The 18,100-nt window shown below is 72.9% G+C and carries 17 protein-coding genes; 8 read left to right on the forward strand and 9 right to left on the reverse strand.

Translation table 11 applies throughout. The features are described 5' to 3' along the window. The first annotated feature begins 10 nt into the window (after window positions 1-10). Window positions 11-745, forward strand: a complete 735-nt coding sequence (locus SM611_RS23810) for a TVP38/TMEM64 family protein (protein WP_371952111.1) — start codon at window positions 11-13, stop codon at window positions 743-745. An 86-nt stretch (window positions 746-831) separates the two neighbouring features. Here SM611_RS23810 and SM611_RS23815 read toward each other — a convergent pair whose 3' ends face one another. The 6 genes from SM611_RS23815 to SM611_RS23840 form a co-directional block, all read right to left on the reverse strand. Then, on the reverse strand, window positions 832-1,047 hold the full coding sequence (locus tag SM611_RS23815; protein WP_371952112.1) for a DUF397 domain-containing protein: 216 nt from the start codon (window positions 1,045-1,047) through the stop codon (window positions 832-834). Next, complete coding sequence (locus SM611_RS23820) at window positions 1,047-1,985, reverse strand: hypothetical protein (RefSeq protein WP_371952113.1); 939 nt, start codon at window positions 1,983-1,985, stop codon at window positions 1,047-1,049. The genes SM611_RS23815 and SM611_RS23820 overlap by 1 nt, the downstream gene beginning before the upstream one ends. After that, window positions 1,982-2,500 (reverse strand): RNA polymerase sigma factor, encoded by a 519-nt coding sequence (locus SM611_RS23825; RefSeq protein WP_371952114.1) that lies wholly within the window; start codon window positions 2,498-2,500, stop codon window positions 1,982-1,984. Before SM611_RS23825 ends, SM611_RS23820 begins: the two co-directional genes overlap by 4 nt. Window positions 2,501-3,011: 511 nt before the next feature. Then, entirely contained in the window at window positions 3,012-3,419 is a 408-nt protein-coding gene (locus SM611_RS23830) for a cold-shock protein (protein ID WP_371952115.1), read from the reverse strand. 56 nt (window positions 3,420-3,475) lie between these two features. Next, the gene (locus SM611_RS23835; protein WP_371952116.1) at window positions 3,476-4,672 is read right to left on the reverse strand and encodes an NAD(P)/FAD-dependent oxidoreductase; all 1,197 of its coding nucleotides are present in this window, start codon (window positions 4,670-4,672) and stop codon (window positions 3,476-3,478) included. 74 nt (window positions 4,673-4,746) lie between these two features. Then, entirely contained in the window at window positions 4,747-4,989 is a 243-nt protein-coding gene (locus tag SM611_RS23840; protein ID WP_371952117.1) for a DUF2249 domain-containing protein, read from the reverse strand. A gap of 260 nt (window positions 4,990-5,249) precedes the next feature. Between SM611_RS23840 and SM611_RS23845 the strand changes: the two genes are divergently transcribed. Further along, window positions 5,250-9,953 carry an HAD-IC family P-type ATPase gene (locus SM611_RS23845; protein ID WP_371952118.1) on the forward strand — a complete coding sequence of 1,568 codons (4,704 nt, stop codon included), beginning with the start codon at window positions 5,250-5,252 and terminating at the stop codon, window positions 9,951-9,953. On the opposite strand, the gene SM611_RS23850 is transcribed toward SM611_RS23845, so the two are convergent. Further along, entirely contained in the window at window positions 9,931-10,347 is a 417-nt protein-coding gene (locus tag SM611_RS23850) for a hypothetical protein (protein ID WP_371952119.1), read from the reverse strand. The genes SM611_RS23845 and SM611_RS23850 overlap by 23 nt on opposite strands. A 556-nt stretch (window positions 10,348-10,903) precedes the next feature. On the opposite strand from SM611_RS23850, the gene SM611_RS23855 reads away from it, so the two are divergent. The 4 genes from SM611_RS23855 to SM611_RS23870 all read left to right on the forward strand — a co-directional run bounded on the left by SM611_RS23855 (window position 10,904) and on the right by SM611_RS23870 (window position 14,830). Beyond that, window positions 10,904-11,731: a helix-turn-helix domain-containing protein gene (locus SM611_RS23855; protein ID WP_371952120.1), complete on the forward strand. Its 828-nt coding sequence runs from the start codon at window positions 10,904-10,906 to the stop codon at window positions 11,729-11,731. Further along, a complete protein-coding gene (locus tag SM611_RS23860) occupies window positions 11,728-12,084 on the forward strand; it encodes a DUF397 domain-containing protein (RefSeq protein ID WP_371952121.1) in 357 nt (118 codons plus the stop codon). Before SM611_RS23855 ends, SM611_RS23860 begins: the two co-directional genes overlap by 4 nt. 753 nt (window positions 12,085-12,837) lie before the next feature. Then, window positions 12,838-13,920: a hypothetical protein gene (locus SM611_RS23865; protein ID WP_371952122.1), complete on the forward strand. Its 1,083-nt coding sequence runs from the start codon at window positions 12,838-12,840 to the stop codon at window positions 13,918-13,920. 265 nt (window positions 13,921-14,185) lie between these two features. Further along, the gene (locus SM611_RS23870) at window positions 14,186-14,830 is read left to right on the forward strand and encodes a hypothetical protein (RefSeq protein WP_371952123.1); all 645 of its coding nucleotides are present in this window, start codon (window positions 14,186-14,188) and stop codon (window positions 14,828-14,830) included. On the opposite strand, the gene SM611_RS23875 is transcribed toward SM611_RS23870, so the two are convergent. Further along, entirely contained in the window at window positions 14,827-15,354 is a 528-nt protein-coding gene (locus SM611_RS23875) for a dihydrofolate reductase family protein (protein WP_371952124.1), read from the reverse strand. The two genes, SM611_RS23870 and SM611_RS23875, sit on opposite strands and share 4 nt — an antisense overlap. A 91-nt stretch (window positions 15,355-15,445) precedes the next feature. Then, entirely contained in the window at window positions 15,446-15,673 is a 228-nt protein-coding gene (locus SM611_RS23880; RefSeq protein ID WP_371952125.1) for a hypothetical protein, read from the reverse strand. Between the two features lie 262 nt (window positions 15,674-15,935). Here SM611_RS23880 and SM611_RS23885 point away from each other — a divergent pair, with 262 nt between their 5' ends. Continuing rightward, a complete protein-coding gene (locus SM611_RS23885; protein ID WP_371952126.1) occupies window positions 15,936-16,139 on the forward strand; it encodes a cold-shock protein in 204 nt (67 codons plus the stop codon). Window positions 16,140-16,359: 220 nt separating this feature from the next. After that, window positions 16,360-17,970, forward strand: a complete 1,611-nt coding sequence (locus SM611_RS23890) for a DEAD/DEAH box helicase (RefSeq protein ID WP_371952127.1) — start codon at window positions 16,360-16,362, stop codon at window positions 17,968-17,970. Window positions 17,971-18,100 lie beyond the last annotated feature (130 nt).

Raw genomic sequence — 18,100 nt, forward strand, 5'->3', positions numbered from 1 at the left:
AGGAGCGCACTTGAGCCGCGACCCCGACATGCCCGCCCCGACCCCGCCGCCGGTTCCCGGGGGACGGGCGCGCGGCGTCCTGGTCAGGCTGCTGGTCCTGGGGGCGGTCCTGCTCGGGCTCGGGGTGCTGGCGGCGCTTGCCGGTGAGGCGCTGTGGGAGGACATCGGCGCCTGGGTCGACTCGCTCGGCCCGTGGGGGCCGCCGGTCTTCGCGCTCTGCTACGTGCTGGCGGTGACCGCGCTGGTGCCCGGTTCGGTGCTGAACGCGTCCGCCGGGGCGCTCTTCGGCGTCGCCGTGGGGACGGTGGCGGTGCTCGCGGGCGCCACGGCGGGCGCGGCCCTCTCCTTCGGCCTGGCCAGGCTCCTGGGACGCCCGGCCGTGGCCCGCCTCGCCGGGACGGGGCGGCTCGCCCGCCTGGACGCCTACCTGTCCCGCCGGGCTTTCGAGTCGGTCCTGGTCCTGCGCGTGGCGTCGGTGTTCCCGTTCGGCGCGGTGAACTACGGGGCCGGGGTGGCCGGGGTGCGGTTCGCGCCCTACATCGCCGGGACCGCGCTCGGGATCGTGCCCGGCACGCTCGTCTACACCGGGCTCGGCGACGCGCTCCGCGAGCCCGGCTCCCCGCTGGTGTGGATCGCGCCGGTGGGCCTGGTCCTGCTCAGCGCGCTGAGCTGGTGGACGGCGCGGCTCGTCCGCTCCTCCGCGGCCCGCAAGGAACCGGGCGCGGAAGACGCCTCCCTCAGCTGAGGCGCTGCCCGTTCCGCCCTGTCACAGGCGCGGAAGAACGCGCCCCTCCCCGAGAAGGAATTCGAGAAGGGGCGCGGGCGAAAGACTCAGCCATTCGGCAGGTCGTAGCGCCCATTCTTCGCATCGGCGAGGAACCGTTCCCAGACTGCGTGACGGAAGCCCAGCACCCCGGCGGAATGCGGTGCCCTGCTGTCACGGACACCGATCACTCGCGGCAGCAGGCGCGCGGTCTCGACACAGTCGCCCATCGCGGAATGGGAGCTTTTGAACCATCGGGCGTCCGAGAGCGGAGCGCGGCGCATCAGGACGTCCTTTCCGAACCGGCGGGCGTGGTGGGCTGCTTCTCGCGCGACTCTTCGGCGCCGTTCACCGGGTCGGGAGTCGGCGTCCGTGTCTGCGTCGGGGTCGGGGTCGGTGGCGCGGTGGGCGGTGGCGTCGCGGGATCGGTGCGGCGCTCGCCGGGCTCGGACGGCCGCGCCGGAACGATGTGCACGGCGGTCGCCTTGCACGTCCCGGACGGCCGGTTCCGCGTGACCCCGACGACGATCGCCCCGGCCGTCCGGGTGATCGGGAAGCTGAGCGTCGCGGGGTCCTTCGCCTGGTTCGCCAGCGGCGTCCCGCCGGCCGTCGCGGTCCAGTCGCACCCGGGCGTTCCGCTCGGGACGTGGGCCATGAGGATGCCGTCCACCGCCGGCGCGCTCAAGGTGATCTTCACGTGTCCGACCGGCAGGTCGCTGGTGACCGTCCAGGTCTTCACGCCCGGACCCCCCTTCCCGGGCGGCACGGGGGGCATGGGGATCGCCTTGATCCCCTTCGCGGACGGGGAGGGAGCCGCCGTGCCGGATCCGGGCCGTCTGGGCGGGTCCATGGCGCTGACCTCCGTGATCCGCGGCGGCACGTCCGCCATGCCCGTCGGCGGAATGCCGCGCGGTTCCTGCGTCGGCTTCCCCTGCGCGGCCGGCGGAGGGGTCTGCATGCCGCGGAGGTCCAGCATCCCTACGTAACCGAGCAGGCCGAGGACGAGGACGCCCGCGGCGGCGGCCCCGATCACCGCCCAGGGCGAGATCGTCCGCCTGGCGGTCTCCGGCGCCTTGCTGAGGCTCTCCGCAACGAGGCGGCGCACGACCGGGAGGTCCTGTTCCACCAGCGAACTGATCTCCGCGCGCTTCCGTGCCCGGCAGCCCTCAAGCATGGCCTCGACCTGCGCGTCGTACACGCCCGCACTCTTCTTCTTCGTCATGAGGTCTCCTCTGCTCCGGTCATTCCGAGGATGGGTGCGAGTAGCGCCTTGGCCTTTTTTATGCGCCTGTTAACCGTGGATTCGGAGATGCCGAGGAATGCGGCTATCTCGGCGGCTGACATGTCACCGAAGAAACGGCAGAGGAGCACTTCGCGGGACTTCTTGGGGAGCTTGTCTATAGCCTGCTCGACCATGATCTCTTGCTCGCGCGCGTCGGTGGCCAGATCGCACTGCCGTGCGTCGATACGGCTCTGCAGCTCATGTATTTCTGTGGGAACGTCCTTCTGGTCTCGTCTGTTCCACTTTTTCAGTGTGTTATTCATGGTCGTGTAGATATAGCCATCGAGGTTCTTGATGTCCTTCTGCGGGTTCGCAAGATCCCGTTCGATGATCTTCAGCGTCACCGTATGGATGAGGTCCACCCTCTCCGCCTGGGGCAGCGGATGGAGGCCTCCGACCTTGTTCGCGGCCTCGGCGGCTTTTCTGTATATCTTCTCGAACTTCTCATCCGGCACTGCCGCGGAAGGCGATTTCGCCTTGTTGATATGAAGTATGCGCAATGTCCTAGTTGACTCTTTCGTAGGAGGGGCTGGTATGGCCGGCTTCCCTTCGTGTGCTGAGCCCGTTCACCTAGAAAGAGTCGTGGCGACGCATCCGCGCGCGTAAAACCGCATAACTTTTTGATCACGACCGTCGGGTGGAGTTATTGGATCAATTTGCCCGTGTTTGCGGCCGATTCGAGAAATCAGATTATGGCGACAGGTGTCGGTAAAAGTCGCCAATCGACTGGAATTCTGAGACTCTCGGGAACCTGTGGGAAAGTGGCCGCATCGCATGGCAACGCGACCCCGGGCAGGACCTGCCCTGGGTCGTGGCGTTGAGGCGTCCTGCGCGGCAGGTGCGGCCGCTGCCGCGGGCGGGGCGGCATGCGGCAGGACGGGTCGGCCGCCCCAGGTCGTGTTGGCCGGGGGCGGTCAGGGAGAGCGCCGGGAGGCCGTATCGCCGTCCCGGGGCCCGGTCAGCCGGTCAGTCCTCGCTCCAGCCGTGCTTGCGGGCGAAGGCGAGGAGGCTTTCGCGGAGCTTCACCACGTGCGCACCGGTCAGTTCCGGCGCGGTGTCGAGGATCAGCTCGGTCAGCTCGATGCGCAGCTCCGTCGTGGTGAGGACGTCGCAGAGGCCCTCGTCGTCGGCCGAGGAGACCCGGGCGGCGCTCGCGGGGACCACGCGGTCGCCGACGACGCTGACGTCGAACGCCTTCAGCCCGCGCTCGCCGTCGATGAGCTCGTATTCGACCGACGTTCCCGTGGTGATGAGGGTCTTGTCGTCGTTCAGATCATTCACGTGGACGAAGACGTCGGGACCGCCCTCGTCGGGGGTGATGAATCCGTACCCGCGAACCTCGTCGAACCGCGCGATCCTGCCCACATGTACCACGACGACATCCTCACCGAACGCACCTGCACCAGCTGCCGCCGAAATGCGCGGAGGGATCACGATCGCGCCGCACCGTCCCGGCCTTCGGTCCCAGCGTAGCCAAAGAGCGGCCCGGCGTGCGCCGATGGCATTTCCGCCCGAATTGGCCTGTCGGGGCGGTAAGGGGCCAGGGCTGCCTCCTCATCGCGGAGATCGGCGGCGATGAGGTCGGCCAGATGCGGGCCGAGGGTGATGCCGCTGTGGGTCACGGCCGTGTAGAGGCCGGGGCGGTGCGGGCCGACGAGCGGGCGCCCGTCGGCGGGGAGCGGACGGACGCAGCGCCGGAACCGCTCGATCCGGGCGGTGAGGCCGGGCAGCAGCGCGCGGGCGCGGTCGAGCAGCTCGGCGGCGCGGGCGTGCAGGTCGGCCGGCGGGGTGCCGAGGTCGGTGGCCTCGTCCAGGTCGGCGGCCTCCAGCACGAGACCCCCCTCCGGCGTGGGGCGCATGTCGAGGGCGGGGGAGTGGACGACGCCGTTGAGCAGTCCGGGGGCCGGGCCGGTGGTGGCGGTGAGGCCGGGCGCGGCCGACCCGGGCGCCTCCGCGTCCACCAGGGGAAGGCCGACGCCGGCGGTCGCGAGCAGGGCGGCGCTGTGCCGGCCCGCCGCGCAGATCGTGAGGTCGGCGTCCAGGTCGTCGCCGGTGCCGAGCCGGACCCCGGTGACGCGCTCGCCGCGCAGGTTGAGCCGGGTCGCCGGCACGCCGGTGATCACCCGGGCGCCGGCGTCGCGGGCGCGGCCGGCGAGGGCGGCGACCGCGTCCGGGCCGTGCACCCAGCCCTCGCCGGAGTAGTGCGCGGTGACCGCGCCGGCGGCCGGGCGCAGGGACGGCTCGATCTCGCGCAGCCGCCCCGCCGTGATCAGCTCGGCCCGGTAGCCGAGGGCCGACAGCCGCGCGACCCGCTCGCTCAGCAGGGTCTTGACCGGTTCGGTGTCGGCCCACGCCGTGTTGCCGGTGACGCGGAACCAGCCGGGGTCGCCGAACTCCCCGGCGAGGCGCCGCCAGGCGCCGAGGGCGGCGACGCGCAGGGAGTGGTAGGCGGGGTCGCTCGGATCGTTGGCGTTGAGCCAGGCGAAGCTCGCGCCCGAGGCGCCCGCCCCGGGCCGGTCGCGGTCGACCAGGGTCACCTCGGCGGCGCCCTCGCCGACCGTCCCGCCGGCGAGCCGGTCGGCGAGGGCGGCGCCGATGATCCCGCCGCCGATGATGACGATGCGCACGGGTTCCAGCATCGCAGGCGGGCCACCGCCCGGCCATCCCGGCGCCGGGCCGGATGCGGGCGGGCCGGATCCTTCTAGGCGGCGGCGGTGCGGCCGATGCGGACCCGCCAGGTCTCCGGCCCCTCCTCCAGGTAGTCCCAGGTGAACGCCCCGTCGTGCTCGGCGGCGAACTGGTAGTACAGGGGCTTCGGGTCGTGGTCGTTGATGAGCACGAAGCCCTCCCCGGAGCCGAGCGAGGTCCACGTCTCGAAGATCAGCTCGTGCCGGCGCGCGGGCGCCTCGGTGCGGACGTCGAGCGGTCGGTCCTCTGCGGCCATGACGGTCTCCTCCCGGTATTTATCCAAGATCAGATTGTTTATACAAGGAGGTTAGTGCAAAATAGCGGATGCGACAACGCGCGAAGGCCCCGCCCGGACGAGCGCCGGGCGGGGCCTGGGCGTGCCGTTCAGCCGCCGAGGTTCACGCCCGGCCCCGGCGCCGCCGGCCGCTTGTTTGCGGGGTGTGCTCTCGGGTACCGGGCGGGGCGTTGATCGTTGGCCACGACGGTCGGCGTTTCCTTGGGGGAGGGGAACGGGCGGTGGCGATTCCGGGGGCGTCCCTGGCCAGGGCGGTGCTGGGCGCGCCGGCCGCGGCGGCGGCCACGGCCTCGGCGCTGGTCGCGCGAGGAGCGCGTGAACTGTACGCGGGCCTGGAGAGCGCGGAAGCGGCGCTGACCCGTGCGGACGACGGCGGCCCGGCACGGCCCGCCACCGTCCGGACGGACCCGGTCTCCGCGATGCGCGACGCCGCCGGCGAGCAGGCGCGCCGCACCTCCCGGGCGACCGGCGCGCTGGCGTCCCTGGCCGCCGGAGGACCCCGGCGCCGCGTGTGGGCCCACCGCGGACGAGCCCACATCCAGGCGCACGGGCTCTCCGGCAGAGGACCGCGGCACCGCCGGTACGTCCGGGCGCTGACCGAGGATCTGCGCCGCCTGGACGGCGTGAACTGGGCGGAGGTCAACGCCGTCACCGGAAGCGTCCTGGTCGCGTACGCCGAGCACGACGTCGACCTCGGGGCGCTGGTGGCGGCGGTCCAGGACGTCGAGGACGCGCACCACGCCACCCCGTCCGGCGAGGCCGCGCACGCGCGGCCGCCCGATGACGAGATGGCGTGGACGGCGGCCACGTCCGCCCTGGTGGCGGACTGCGCCGGGATGGCCGGGGCGGTGGCCGCCAGGCTGCTGGGCCTCCCGGCGCTGCCGAGCCCCGTCCAGGCCGCGGTGGCGGCCGCGGACTCGGTGCCGGCCGTCCGGGCGGAGCTGGCCCGGCGGCTGGGCGAGCCGCGCGCGGAGGCCCTGCTCGGGCTGGCCGGCGCGATCGTGCACGGAGCCGGCCAGGGGGTCGCGCCGCTCGCCGCCGACGCCGCGCACCGGGCCCTCCAGCTGTACGAGATCGCGGCGCGCCGGGACGCGTGGCGGCGCCGCGAGCCCCGGCTGGCGATGCCCGGGCGGCAGCCGCAGGTGCGCGGCGTCCGCGCCGAACGGCCCTGCCCGCTGCCCGACGGCCCGGTGGAGAAGGCCGTGAACCGGACGGCGCTGGCCCATCTGCTCGGCGCCGCCGGCGTCCTCACGGCCACGCGGGAGCCGTCCGCCGCGGCCGACCTGCTGCTGGAGACCGTGCCCAAGGCGGCGCGGCACGGCCGGGAGGCGTTCGCCGCGGTGCTGGCGCACGACCTCGCGTCGCGCGGCGCCGTGCTGCTGGACCCGTCCGCCCTGCGCCTGCTGGACCGGGTCAGCGCGGTGGTCATCGACTCCGCGGTGCTGTGCGACGGCGACCTGCGGCTGCTGTCGGCCGTCGCCACCGCCGACGGCATGGACGATGCGGAGGTGTGGCGCGCCGCCGGAGCGGCGCTGGCCGCGATCACCCCCGACGACCTGGACGGACCCGGCCCCTGGCGCACCGGCGGGACGCAATGGCGGCTGGTCCGCGCGGCGGACGCGCCGTCCGGCGGCGCCGCCGGCCCCGCCGGCGTCACGCTCGACCTGACCGGCGACCGCGGGCCGTGCGGCCGGGTACGGGTCGGCCGCTCCCTCGATCCGCTCGCCGAGGCGCTGCTGGCGGCGGCGCACGAGGCCGCCGACGTGGTCGTCCTCACCGAGCACGCCGGGACGCGCGAACTGGTCGCCTGGAGCGACGACCCCCCGGTCGCCGCCGACGCCATGGCCGAGTCGGTGCGGGCCCTGCAGCGCGACGGGCACGTGGTGCTGGCCGTCACCAGCGGGCGGGACGAGGTGCTCGACGCGGCCGACGTCGGGGTGGGCGTGCTGCCCGAGGACGGCCCGGCCGACTGGTGCGCCGACCTGGTGTGCGGGCCGGGGCTCGCCGAGGTGTGGCGGCTGCTGACGGCGGCCCGCCCGGCGCGCCGGGCCGCCGACCGGGCCGCGGAGCTGTCGCTCAGCGCGTCGGCGCTGGGCGCGCTGCTCATCGCGGGGCGTCCCCGGCGGCGCCGCGCCGGGCTCGGCCCGCTGCGCCGCGCGGCCGCGCCCTGGCGCGACCTGCCGCCGGTGCACGCGGCGTCCGTCACGGCGATGCTCGCGAACGCGGCGAGCGCCAGGCGGGTGTCCCGCCGCCCGCTGCCGCCGCTGGTCGTCCACGAGGCCTGGCACGCCGTCACCGCCGAGGAGGCGTTCCGGCGGCTGGCCCGGACGCGGCCCGGGGACGCCGGAGGCGCGGACACCGGCTCGCGCGCCGCAGCGCTGGCGAGGGCGCCGCTGGTGCGCGCGGCGCTGGTCCGTCCCGCCGACGCCGCCGTCCGCCTGGCCGCCGCGGTGCGGCAGGAACTCGACGACCCCCTCACCCCCGTCCTCGCGCTGGGCGCCGCGGCCTCCGCCGTCGTGGGCTCCAGCGTGGACGCGCTGCTGGTCGGCGGCGTCATGGCCGGCAACGCCCTCATCGGGGGCGCGCAGCGGATGCGGGCGGAGAAGGCGCTCGGCGAACTGATGCTCGGGCAGCAGGTCCCCGCCCGGCGCGTCCGGGCTCCGGCCACCGCGTCCCCGGGCCCGGACGCGTTCGCCGGACTGCGGTCCGCCGACGCGGAACGGGTCACGGCCGCCCGCCTGCGGACCGGCGACGTGATCTTGCTGCGCTCGGAGGACGTCGCCCCGGCGGACGTCCGCCTGCTGTGGGCCGAGTCGCTGGAGGTGGACCAGGCCGCGCTCACGGGCGAGTCCGTGCCCGTCGACAAGAGCGTCGAGCCGTCGCCCGGCGCCGACCCGGCGGACCGGCACTGCATGGTCTACGAGGGCACCACCGTCGTCGCCGGCGGCGCGGTCGCCCTCGTGGTCGCCACCGGCGAGGCCACCGAGGCCGGACGCGCCGCCGCCCTGGCCGGGACGGCGCACGGCTCGTCCAGCATGCAGGCCCGCCTCGCCGAGCTCACCCGGCAGGCGCTGCCCGCCATCGCGCTCGGCGGCGCGGCCGTCACCGTGCTCGGCATGCTGCGCGGCCAGCCGCTGCGCCGCGCCCTCGGGTCCGGCGTCGCGGTCGCCGTCGCCGCCGTCCCCGAGGGCCTGCCGCTGGTCGCCACCGTCTCCCAGCTCGCGGCGGCACGGCGGCTGTCGCGGCTCGGGGTCCTGGTCCGCTCCACCCGCGCGCTCGAAGCGCTGGGACGGGTCGACACCCTCTGCTTCGACAAGACCGGCACCCTCACCGAGGGCAGGCTCCGCGTGGTCCGCGCGGCCGGCCCGGCCCGCCCGCTCCCGCTCACCGGCGACGACGGGCGGCGCATCCTGCGGGTCGCGGCACGGGCCTGCCCCCGGCAGGACGCGCAGGTCGCGCACGCCACCGACCGGGCCGTCCTCGACCGCGCCGCCGACCTGCCGCCCGACACCCGCTGGACGCTGGAGGAGGAGCTGCCCTTCGAGGCGACCCGCGGGTTCTCCGCCTCCCTCGGACGCGACGGCGACCGGACCGTCATCGCCGTCAAGGGCGCCCCCGAGGTGCTGCTCGCCGAATGCGCCCGGCTCCGCGCCGCGCGGCGCTCCGAACCGCTCACCGCGGCCCGCCGCCGCGCCGCCGCCGCGACCGTCCGGCACCTGGCCGGGCGGGGACTGCGCGTCCTCGCCATCGCCGAGCGCCCCGTGACCGACCCCACCGGGGTCCGCGGCCGGATCGCCGACCACGTCGAGGACCTCACCCTCCTCGGCTTCGTCGGCATCGCCGACACCCCGCGCCCGACGGCGGAGGAGGCGGTGCAGCGGCTCGGCGGCGCGGGCGTGCGGACCACCATGATCACCGGCGACCATCCGGCGACCGCCGCCGCGGTCGCCGCCGAACTCGGCATCCCCGACGCCGACCGGGTCGTCACCGGCGCCGAACTCGACGCCATGTCCGCCCCGGAGCGGATCGAGGCCGTCCAGCGCGCCGCCGTCTTCGCCCGCGTCTCGCCCGCCCAGAAGGTCCGCATCGTGAAGGACCTCCGCAAGGCGGGGCGCGTGGTCGCGATGACCGGCGACGGCGCCAACGACGCCGCCGCGATCCGCCGCGCCGACGTCGGCATCGCGGTCGCCGGACGCGGCTCCGGCGCCGCCCGCACCGCCGCGGACCTCGTCCTCACCGCGCCCGACACCGCCCTCATCCTGGACGCCCTGCGCGAGGGCCGCGCCCTGTGGCACAGCGTCCGCGACGCCGCCGCGATCCTCGTCGGCGGCAACGCCGGAGAGGTGTCGTTCACCGTCCTCGGGACGGCGCTGAGCGGGAGCGCGCCGCTCAGCCCCCGCCAGCTGCTCGTGGTCAACATGCTCACCGACATGCTCCCGGCGCTCGCCGTGGCCATCACCCCCGCCGACACCGGCCCGGGCGCGGACGCCCCCGTCCACGGGTTCACCGGCCGGGACATGCGCCGCGTCCTCGCCGTCCGCGGCACCGCCACGGCCGCGGCGGCCCTGCTCTCCTGGCAGGCGGGCCGCCGGACGAGCCTGATCCCCGGCGGCCGGCGGCGCGCGTCCACGATGGGCCTGGCGGCCCTGGTCGGCGCCCAGCTCGGCCAGACCCTCATCGCCCGCTGGCGGAGCCCCCTCGTCCTCGCCACCGGCGCCGTCTCGGCCGCCGCCCTGTTCGCGATCATCGAGACACCGGGCGTGAGCCAGTTCTTCGGCTGCACCCCGCTGGGCCCCACCGCCTGGACGATCGTCACGGCGGCGGCCGCGGCGGCGACGCTGGGAGCCGCCCTGATCCCGCACCACCCGCAGCCGGCCGCCGACCCCGGCGAGCCGGCCGGCTTCAGCGGCGGGCGCGAGCGATGACCCGGAGGAGGGCCTCCGGATCGGGGGCGTTGACGATCCTCCATCGCGTCCCGCCCGGGACGAGCGCCCACCACTCCTCGGTGTGGACGCCCCACCAGCAGATGACGCCGGACCGTTCCTGCAGGTCGGCGATCGTCGCCGCGTGGGGCTGGTCCGGATGGGGAAGGGGAGTTGGACGCGCCGTCTCGGCCGGTCGACGCTCGTGCGTCCGCGCGGCGAGGGCAGCGGTCACGTACGGAATGAGGATTCGTGTGATCCGCTCGGCGGCGAGTGCCGGTCTGGTGTGCGGGGCCAGGTCCTCGCCGGTGCTCGACCGGTACCACCAGACGTCGGGGGTCGTTGCGGGGACGAGGGTGATGCTGTCGCCGACGTCCGGGACGGCCGGGTCGAACACGCGCAGAAGCGGGCATGAGCCCTCGTAGCGCGGGACGGCCTTCCACCCTTCCCGGATGACTGCATGCGCAAGTCGGTCAAGGCAGACCGAAATAGAAGAAGTCGGGGCGTCGGCGTTCAGATTCTTCGGTTCGATCCGCCGCATTACCAGCGCACCCACTTACCGGGGTCGGACGTCCTTTTGCGGGACGCGCGAGTGAGTTCGTCCGCGAGTGCCTTGCGAAGGTCTTCCGCGCTGTCGCGTACAACGGTCGGATCTACACCGGACTTAGGGTCGTGCAGGGTGGCGACCCAATCGCCGAGCCTTCCGTCGTAGCGTGTGGCGCGCCAGATTCGATGACCCTGAAAGTCCTCACGGAGCCGGGCCAATGCCTGGTCAGCGGGGTCGACGGTCATGTCCATGATCAGTTCGAACTTTCGTCGTGATTTCTCTCCGTTACCGCTTCCCACCCTCCTGTAATCGGGCTACGCTCTGGAAGAGCGGGAAAGAAGAAGTCCCGAAAACCCGCATCTCCCCCTTAGAAAATGATCTTCCTTTCGAATATCCGGAGGTTCCCGTGCCTCGTCGCCCCCGCGACCCCGGCGTCCCGTCCTCGCCCGCCGAATACTTCGGCGTAGAACTGCGCGCTAAGCGGGAATTGTCCAGCTTGTCGCGACCGCAACTCGCGGAGAAACTCGGCTACTCGCCCCAGCGGATCGGCCAGATCGAAGCGGGCGGCAGCCCGCCGTCCGAGGACTTCGCCAACGACTGCGACGTCTTCTTCAAGACGGACGGCTCGTTCCACCGCATCTGGAAGTGGATCAGGGACTTCGGACGCCTTGCCGTCCTGCCTCCAGGCTTCCCCGACTTCATCGCCCGCGAGCGAGAGGCCGAGGTGATGCACATCTTCGAGACGATGGTCATCACCGGCCTGTTTCAGACGCCCGAGTACGCCTACGAGGTGCTCAAGTCCGACAAGACATCCGAAACTGTCGAGCAGCTCGTCGCGGCTCGAATGGAGCGGCAGGACATCCTCAAGCGGGAAAATCCGCCTTGCGTGGTTGCGATTTTCGACGAGGGTGCCGTTCGCCGACCCTTCGGAAGCGCCGAGATCATGAAGGGCCAGATCCGGCACCTCATCGAACTCGCTGACCTGCACAACATCGTGATCCAGATCGTCCCGACGGCCAAGGGAGGCTATGCGGGGCTGGCGGGCTCATTCACGATCATGAGTTTGCGAGACGATGACGACGTCGTGCACGTAGGTAGTCACGTAGGGGCGCAGCTTGTCGCCCACCCTGACGCCGTCCGGAAGTATGGGGTACGTTTCGATTTGATCAGGGGTGCGGCGATGTCCGCTGATGACTCCTTGAACCTGCTCCGGACGATCTTGGAGGACCTGTGAAAACGCAGGACGTGTCCGCCATGCAGCGGCGTAAGGGCCGTCGCGGTGGTGTCATCGGTGGACAGAGTGTCGAGGTCGTGCTGGTAGCGGCGCGCTGGCGAAAGAGTAGTCAGAGCGACGACACCGGCGGTCAATGCGTCGAGGTTTCGTCAATGGTGCCCTTGCCCCTTGCAGAGTGGCGTAAGAGCAGCAAGAGCGATAAGACCGATGCGTGCGTCGAGGTGGCCGACATGTCGGCGGCGGTGGCGGTGCGGGATTCCAAGGACCCGGACGGCCCGAAGTTGGTGTTCGGATCGGCCGCGTGGGAGGCGTTCGCGTCACAGGTCAAGTCCGGCACCCTCGACCTGGCCTGAAACCGGCGAGACAGAGCCCTCGGCCCGACCGATGTCGGCAGGCCGGGGGCTTCGTGCGTCAGGCGTCCGGCCGGGACTGCCCGCTTGTCCGCCGCGCGTCTGGGCTACCTGCCCGCCCGTGGCCGGGACGCAGGCCCACCGTCCCGGCCACGGCACGCCGGTCCTGGGCACGCGGGCGCCCAGGACGGTGCCACACCACCATGGCCAAGCCGCTGGGCGCACCCATTGCCTCGTCCCGCCCGCCTGCCCGCCTGTATGTGCGTGACGCCACCGGTCCGCGCGACGGCCGCACTGTCCCGTCCCGGACGGGTGACGCGCGACGGTGCCCGCGCGACCCGCCATCGCGTCCTGTCCCGGTATGACGCTTCATGGCGGCAGTGACCGTTCAGACAAGAAGAATGTCCTGAGCTGGACGGGTGGGCTTGCCGAGGGTCGCGCCCGGGCCAGACAACTCCGGCCCTTGCCGCCCCGCCACGGGCCCCTGCAACGGCTCGATCGCCTCGGCGATCGGGTGCTCTCGGTCGCTCCCGGCGCCCTGACCGGCATGAGTGCGAATGCGCGACGGATGATCAAGGTGAGCGGTTGACGCGTTGGCCTTTTCCGGCAATGAGTGCCACCGCCAGGTCGGGCCAAGTGTCTTATACGTGACTGCTTTTCAGCTCTTTCGCGATCGGGGGAACCATGCGAAGTCCGTGCTTCACGTTCACTGCCAAGGTCCGTCGTCTCATGCCGATACCGGCGATAGTGCCGGCGTTGGCGTTCGTGGTAGCAGTGCCGCCGGCGCAAGCCGCACAGCCGCAGCCCTGGCAGGTGGTGAAGACCAACGACATCGCCCAGTACGACGACATGGCGGCGGTCACGGCGACCAGCAGGCGCAACGCCTGGACGTTCGTTGTCGGTGACCAGCACGAACAGATCATCGCGCAGCACTGGGACGGCAGGGTCTGGCGCGACGTGGGGGTGCCCGCCGGCGTGCCCGGGGAGGTCCGAGAGGCCAGTGCCGCATCCGCTTCCAATGTCTGGGCGGTCGGCGACAGCGACAGCGCGTCCAGAGGCTCGTACGCACTGCGCTGGACCGGTCGCGAATGGGTGGTCGCGCACCGATGGGCCACCGGCGTCGTCAGCGGCGTGACCGCGGTGGGCCGCAACAAGGCATGGGTCTTCAGCGACGGACGCCGCGATGCCGGCGTGGGCACCTGGTACTTCAACGGCCACAGGTGGACCCAGGTCCAGCTGCCGTACAGCATCGAACGGGCCGACGCCGTGTCAGCGCGCGACATCTGGGCGATCGCCAACGACTCCTCGGACAGCTTCAAGGTGATCGCGCATTACGACGGCACGGCCTGGACCCGGGTACCGGTCGGCGGCGCGCTGCCCGAGGACATCCAGGGCGGCGAGGGAGAGCCCTCCCAGCAAGTCTTCCTGTCGGACGTGGTCGCGGTGTCGGCCACGGAAGTCTGGGTGACGGGGACGGTGTGGCGTACCGACGACCTCGGCACGACGCGGCTTCCGGTGGCCGCCCGCTGGGATGGCAACCGGTGGCAGAAGGTGGACGTGCCGGGGAACTGGAGTCCGCGGGTCGCCGCGGCCGACGGCCGAGGCGGGCTGTGGATCTCCGGGGAAGGCGATGAGGGGGAGTCGGGCCGTGCCGCACCGGTGCTGATGCACCGCTCATCCGACGGCACGTGGTCGAGTTCGTCCGTCCAGGCCGGGGACCGTATCGCCTACGTCGACGGCATGGCCCTGGTTCCGGGGACGACCACCCTGTGGGGCGTGGGTGAGCTACGGCCCGCGGATCAGTCCTCGTCCGACGGAGCCATCTTCCGCCAAGGGTGAGCACCGCCGACCGACAGGGAACGCGGCGGGGCGATCGCCCACGGGAGATCGCCCCGGCGAAAGCCTGAGGCATGGCGTCCGAGAACGCGGCCGGCCGACGGGCTGTTCCGTTCGTGGGTCACCGACCACGCGATCGGCGGCGTCGCTGGACCGGTGGCCGGTGTTCACCGGCGGTCGAAGCCCCGTCCGGCCGCGGCGGCCGGCCGGCTGACACATTCCGGCCACACCCCGTTACGCGTACTTCTACTGGACGAAGATGGGCGCCGTGGCCATCGAGCAGGAAGTCGAGGACGCCGCGGAGTTGCGGCTCCGGGTCCGCCTGTGCATGAACGACCCGCGGCTGGAGGACCTGGCCGCCGCACTGGTCCGCGAGGAGATGATCGAAACCCTGACGGGCGTCCGGACCCGGCTCCCGTCCGCCCTCGACGGCGCCGACCTCGGGGGCGTCTTCCAGGCCATGCGAGACCTGATCCGCACCATGCGGTCCGCGCCGCCCCACGACCTCACGGCGGCCCGGCCGCGGCTGCACGACTTCGCGTGCCTCGACGCCGCACCCCTGGACGGCTCGCCCGAACTCGACCAGGCCCGCACCATCCTGGTCCAGCTGTCGGTGTTCGCACTCTTCTGCCTCACGGTCATCGAGGTCTTCGAGAACGGTGTCTTCGACACGCGCCGGGCGGTGTCGCTGGGCGCAGGCGACTCGCCGGGCTCCTTCGAGGAACTCGGCGCCGCTCGCCGGGAGTTGAGCATCTCACCCGCCGGCTGCCGTGCCACCCTCGCCCGCTTCCGCGAAGCATGGAACCTTCCCCCCCGTCCGACCGGAGGCATGACCGCCCGCCCCCGCGTGCGGAGCCGGTGCCCGGGCGCCTCACCGCGGAATAGCAGCACCGGGAAGCCCGTACCGCGTTAGTACGCGACGCGGTACCAGTGCGCGGACTCGCCCGCGAGCGATTCCAGCCGGACGCGTGTGCCGCCCGGGTCGTCGAAGAGCCGCACGCCGTCACCGAGGAGGACCGGGGCGATGAAGACGAGGACTTCGTCGAGGAGCTTCGCCTCGATGCACTGCCTGGCGACGTCCGCGCCCAGGACGTTGACGTAGCGGTCCCCGGCGGCTGCCTTGGCCTCCGCGACCGCGGACTCGAGGTCGCCGGCGAACGTCACGCCCGCGACCGGACGAGGCGGTGGGCGATGGGTGAGGACGACCACCGGCCCGTGATACTGGCCGCCGAACGCGCCCTCCTTGTCGGTGCCCTTGTTCGGGTCGTCGCCGCCGAAGGTGCGGTTGCCGACCAGGAGCGCGCCGATCTGCGCGAGCAGCCGCTCGGCGGTCGGGTTCGGCTCGCCCAGGTGCTCGGTGAGCCAGGACATGTCCCCGCCCGGTCCGGCGATGAAGCCGTCGAGCGACATCGTCGCCGAGTACAGCAGCTTGGCCACAGGTCTTCCTGCCGTCGTGTTTCTCAAGCCGAGACCCCGGAGGCCCGCACCGCGATGCGGATCTCACCAGGCCCGGCGTGCGACGGGATTCTCAGAGCTTGAAGAGCTTGGTGTAGGGAGCGAGGACCTTGATCTTCTGCGTTCCGAAGTCGACCAGGACGGAGTGCCCGTCATGGACCTCCACGACGCGGCCGAGCCCGTACTTGTCGTGCGTGACCCGGTCCTCGGCCTCGAAGACCTTCGCCGGCGGGGCGGCGGGCGGGGGCTTGAAGGGGCTGGTGGGCAGGTGTCGCCGTCGGGCGGATCCGGTGGATTTCACCCTTGCAGTATGCGCCCACCTGGGGTGTTGTGTGGCCGTCTTCGGACAGGAGAGATCGAATCTTCACGCGGAATCCCGCGTGTGGTGCCGTCTCCGGGCCGTGTGCTAGGCTTCGGTGAAAGTTGCGGTTCCCAAGACATGTTCATGCGCCTGCGGATCAACTTCGGCGGGCGCATTTTTTGTTGCTCTGGATTTTCCGGATGGGCCATCGCGGCGTCCCCGGACGCGCAAGGCGCCGGGACCGACCAGAGGGAGAACGACCATGGCCACCGGTACCGTCAAGTGGTTCAACGCGGAAAAGGGCTTCGGCTTCATCGAGCAGGACGGCGGCGGCGCCGACGTCTTCGCCCACTACTCCAACATCGCGGCCCAGGGCTTCCGCGAGCTGCAGGAGGGCCAGAAGGTGTCGTTCGACGTCGCCCAGGGCCAGAAGGGCCTGCAGGCGGAGAACATCGTCCCCGCTTGATAGCCGATCGTGTGGCGGGCGGGCTCGCGTAGCCCGCCCGCCGCGCGAGGTGTCCGCACGGGCACCGGCTCCGAGGGGCGCACCCCGCCCCGGCCCGCAGCGGAAGCGTTTCGGGTTTCATCCCGGTTCGTCTTCGAGAACTTGTCGTCCGGCCTGCGGCCGTGATTCCGCTCCGCGGAGCACTTCCTCGACACGCACCGCTTTCGAGGAAGGCCCCACCATGTCCCAAACCTCCGGCCCGGCCGCCAGGGAACGCTCCTCCCGGTCCCGCCGCGGCACCGGCCGCCACCGCCCCGCGCAGCGGCCCGACGCCGGGACCCGCGTCCCGGAGACCTCCACCCCGCCGCTCCCGAAGGTCGAATCCTTCTCGGAGCTGCCGCTGCCGGCGCCCCTCCTGGCGGAGCTCGCCCGGCAGGGAGTGACGACCCCGTTCCCCATCCAGGCCGCGAGCCTGCCGAACGCCCTCGCCGGCCGGGACGTCCTCGGCCGGGGACGCACCGGCTCCGGCAAGACCCTCGCCTTCGGCCTGGCCGTCCTCGCCCGGACCGCCGGCCACCGCGCCGGGCCGCGCGCCCCCTCGGCCCTCGTCCTGGTGCCCACCCGCGAGCTCGCCCAGCAGGTCACCGCCGCGCTCGCGCCGTACGCGGACGCCGTCGGCCTGCGGCTCGCCACCGTCGTGGGCGGCATGTCCCTGTCCCGCCAGGCGAGCGCGCTCAAGAGCGGCGCGGACGTCCTGGTCGCCACCCCCGGGCGGCTCGCCGACCTGATCGAGCGCGGCGACTGCCGGCTCGGCGAGGTGCGGACGACCGTGCTGGACGAGGCCGACCAGATGACCGACATGGGCTTCCTGCCGCAGGTCACCCGGCTGCTGGAGCAGACCCCGCGCGGCGGCCAGCGGATGCTGTTCTCCGCGACCCTCGACCGCAACGTCGACCGGCTCGTCCGCACCTTCCTCAGCGACCCGGTCACCCACTCGGTCGACCCGCCGGCCGGCGCGGTCTCCACCATGGAGCACCACCTGCTGCACGTCGCCGACGACGACAAGCACGAGACGACGGCGCACATCGCCGCCCGCGCCGGGCGGGTGATCATGTTCGTGGCCAAGAAGCACGCCGCCGACCGCCTGGTCCGCAAGCTGACGGCCCGCGGCGTCCGCGCCGCCGCCCTGCACGGCGGCAAGACGCAGTCGCAGCGCAACCGCGCGCTGGACGGCTTCCACACCGAGGACGTCACCGTGCTGGTCGCCACCAACGTCGCCGCCCGCGGCATCCACATCGACGACCTCGACCTCGTCGTCAACGTCGACCCGCCCGCCGACCACAAGGACTACCTCCACCGCGGCGGACGCACCGCGCGGGCCGGGCGCACCGGAACCGTGGTCACCCTCGTCCTCCCCGACCAGCGCCGCGAGATGAACGACCTGATGACCAAGGCCGGCATCACCCCGCACACCGCGAGCGTGCACCCCGGCGACGGCGAGCTGGCGCGCATCACCGGCGCCCGCCCCCCGGCCCGCCCCGCGCCCACCGCTGCTCCCGGGCGGGCACCGCGCAACGGCGCGCCTTCCCCGCAGACCGGGAACCCCCGTTCTACCGCGTCGAGGCGGGGGTCGCGCGATGGCGCGTCCGCCGGGCAGGCTGGGAACGGCCGCGCCGCCGCGCCGAAGCGCGGGTCGCGCGATGGCGCGGTTGCCCCGCAGGCCGGGACCCCGCGTTCTGCCACGTCGAAGCGGGGGTCGCGCGACGGTGCGTCCGCCGTGCAGGGCGGGAACGCTCGGAGTGGCGCGCCCGCGCGCAGGCCGCGGCGCCGCGCGTCGTCGCTGAACACCTGACGCCGAACAGCTGAGACCCCGCGGTACGCCGATCGCGCTGCCCGGGGAGAGGCCCCACAAGCCGCACGGCCCGATCGATGAGCCGGCGCCGTTGGCGAGGGCATGGCCGAGTCCGGAGGGAAGAAGACCC

This window comes from Actinomadura monticuli (assembly GCF_041463655.1).
GTDB classification, from domain to species: Bacteria; Actinomycetota; Actinomycetes; order Streptosporangiales; family Streptosporangiaceae; genus Spirillospora; species Spirillospora monticuli.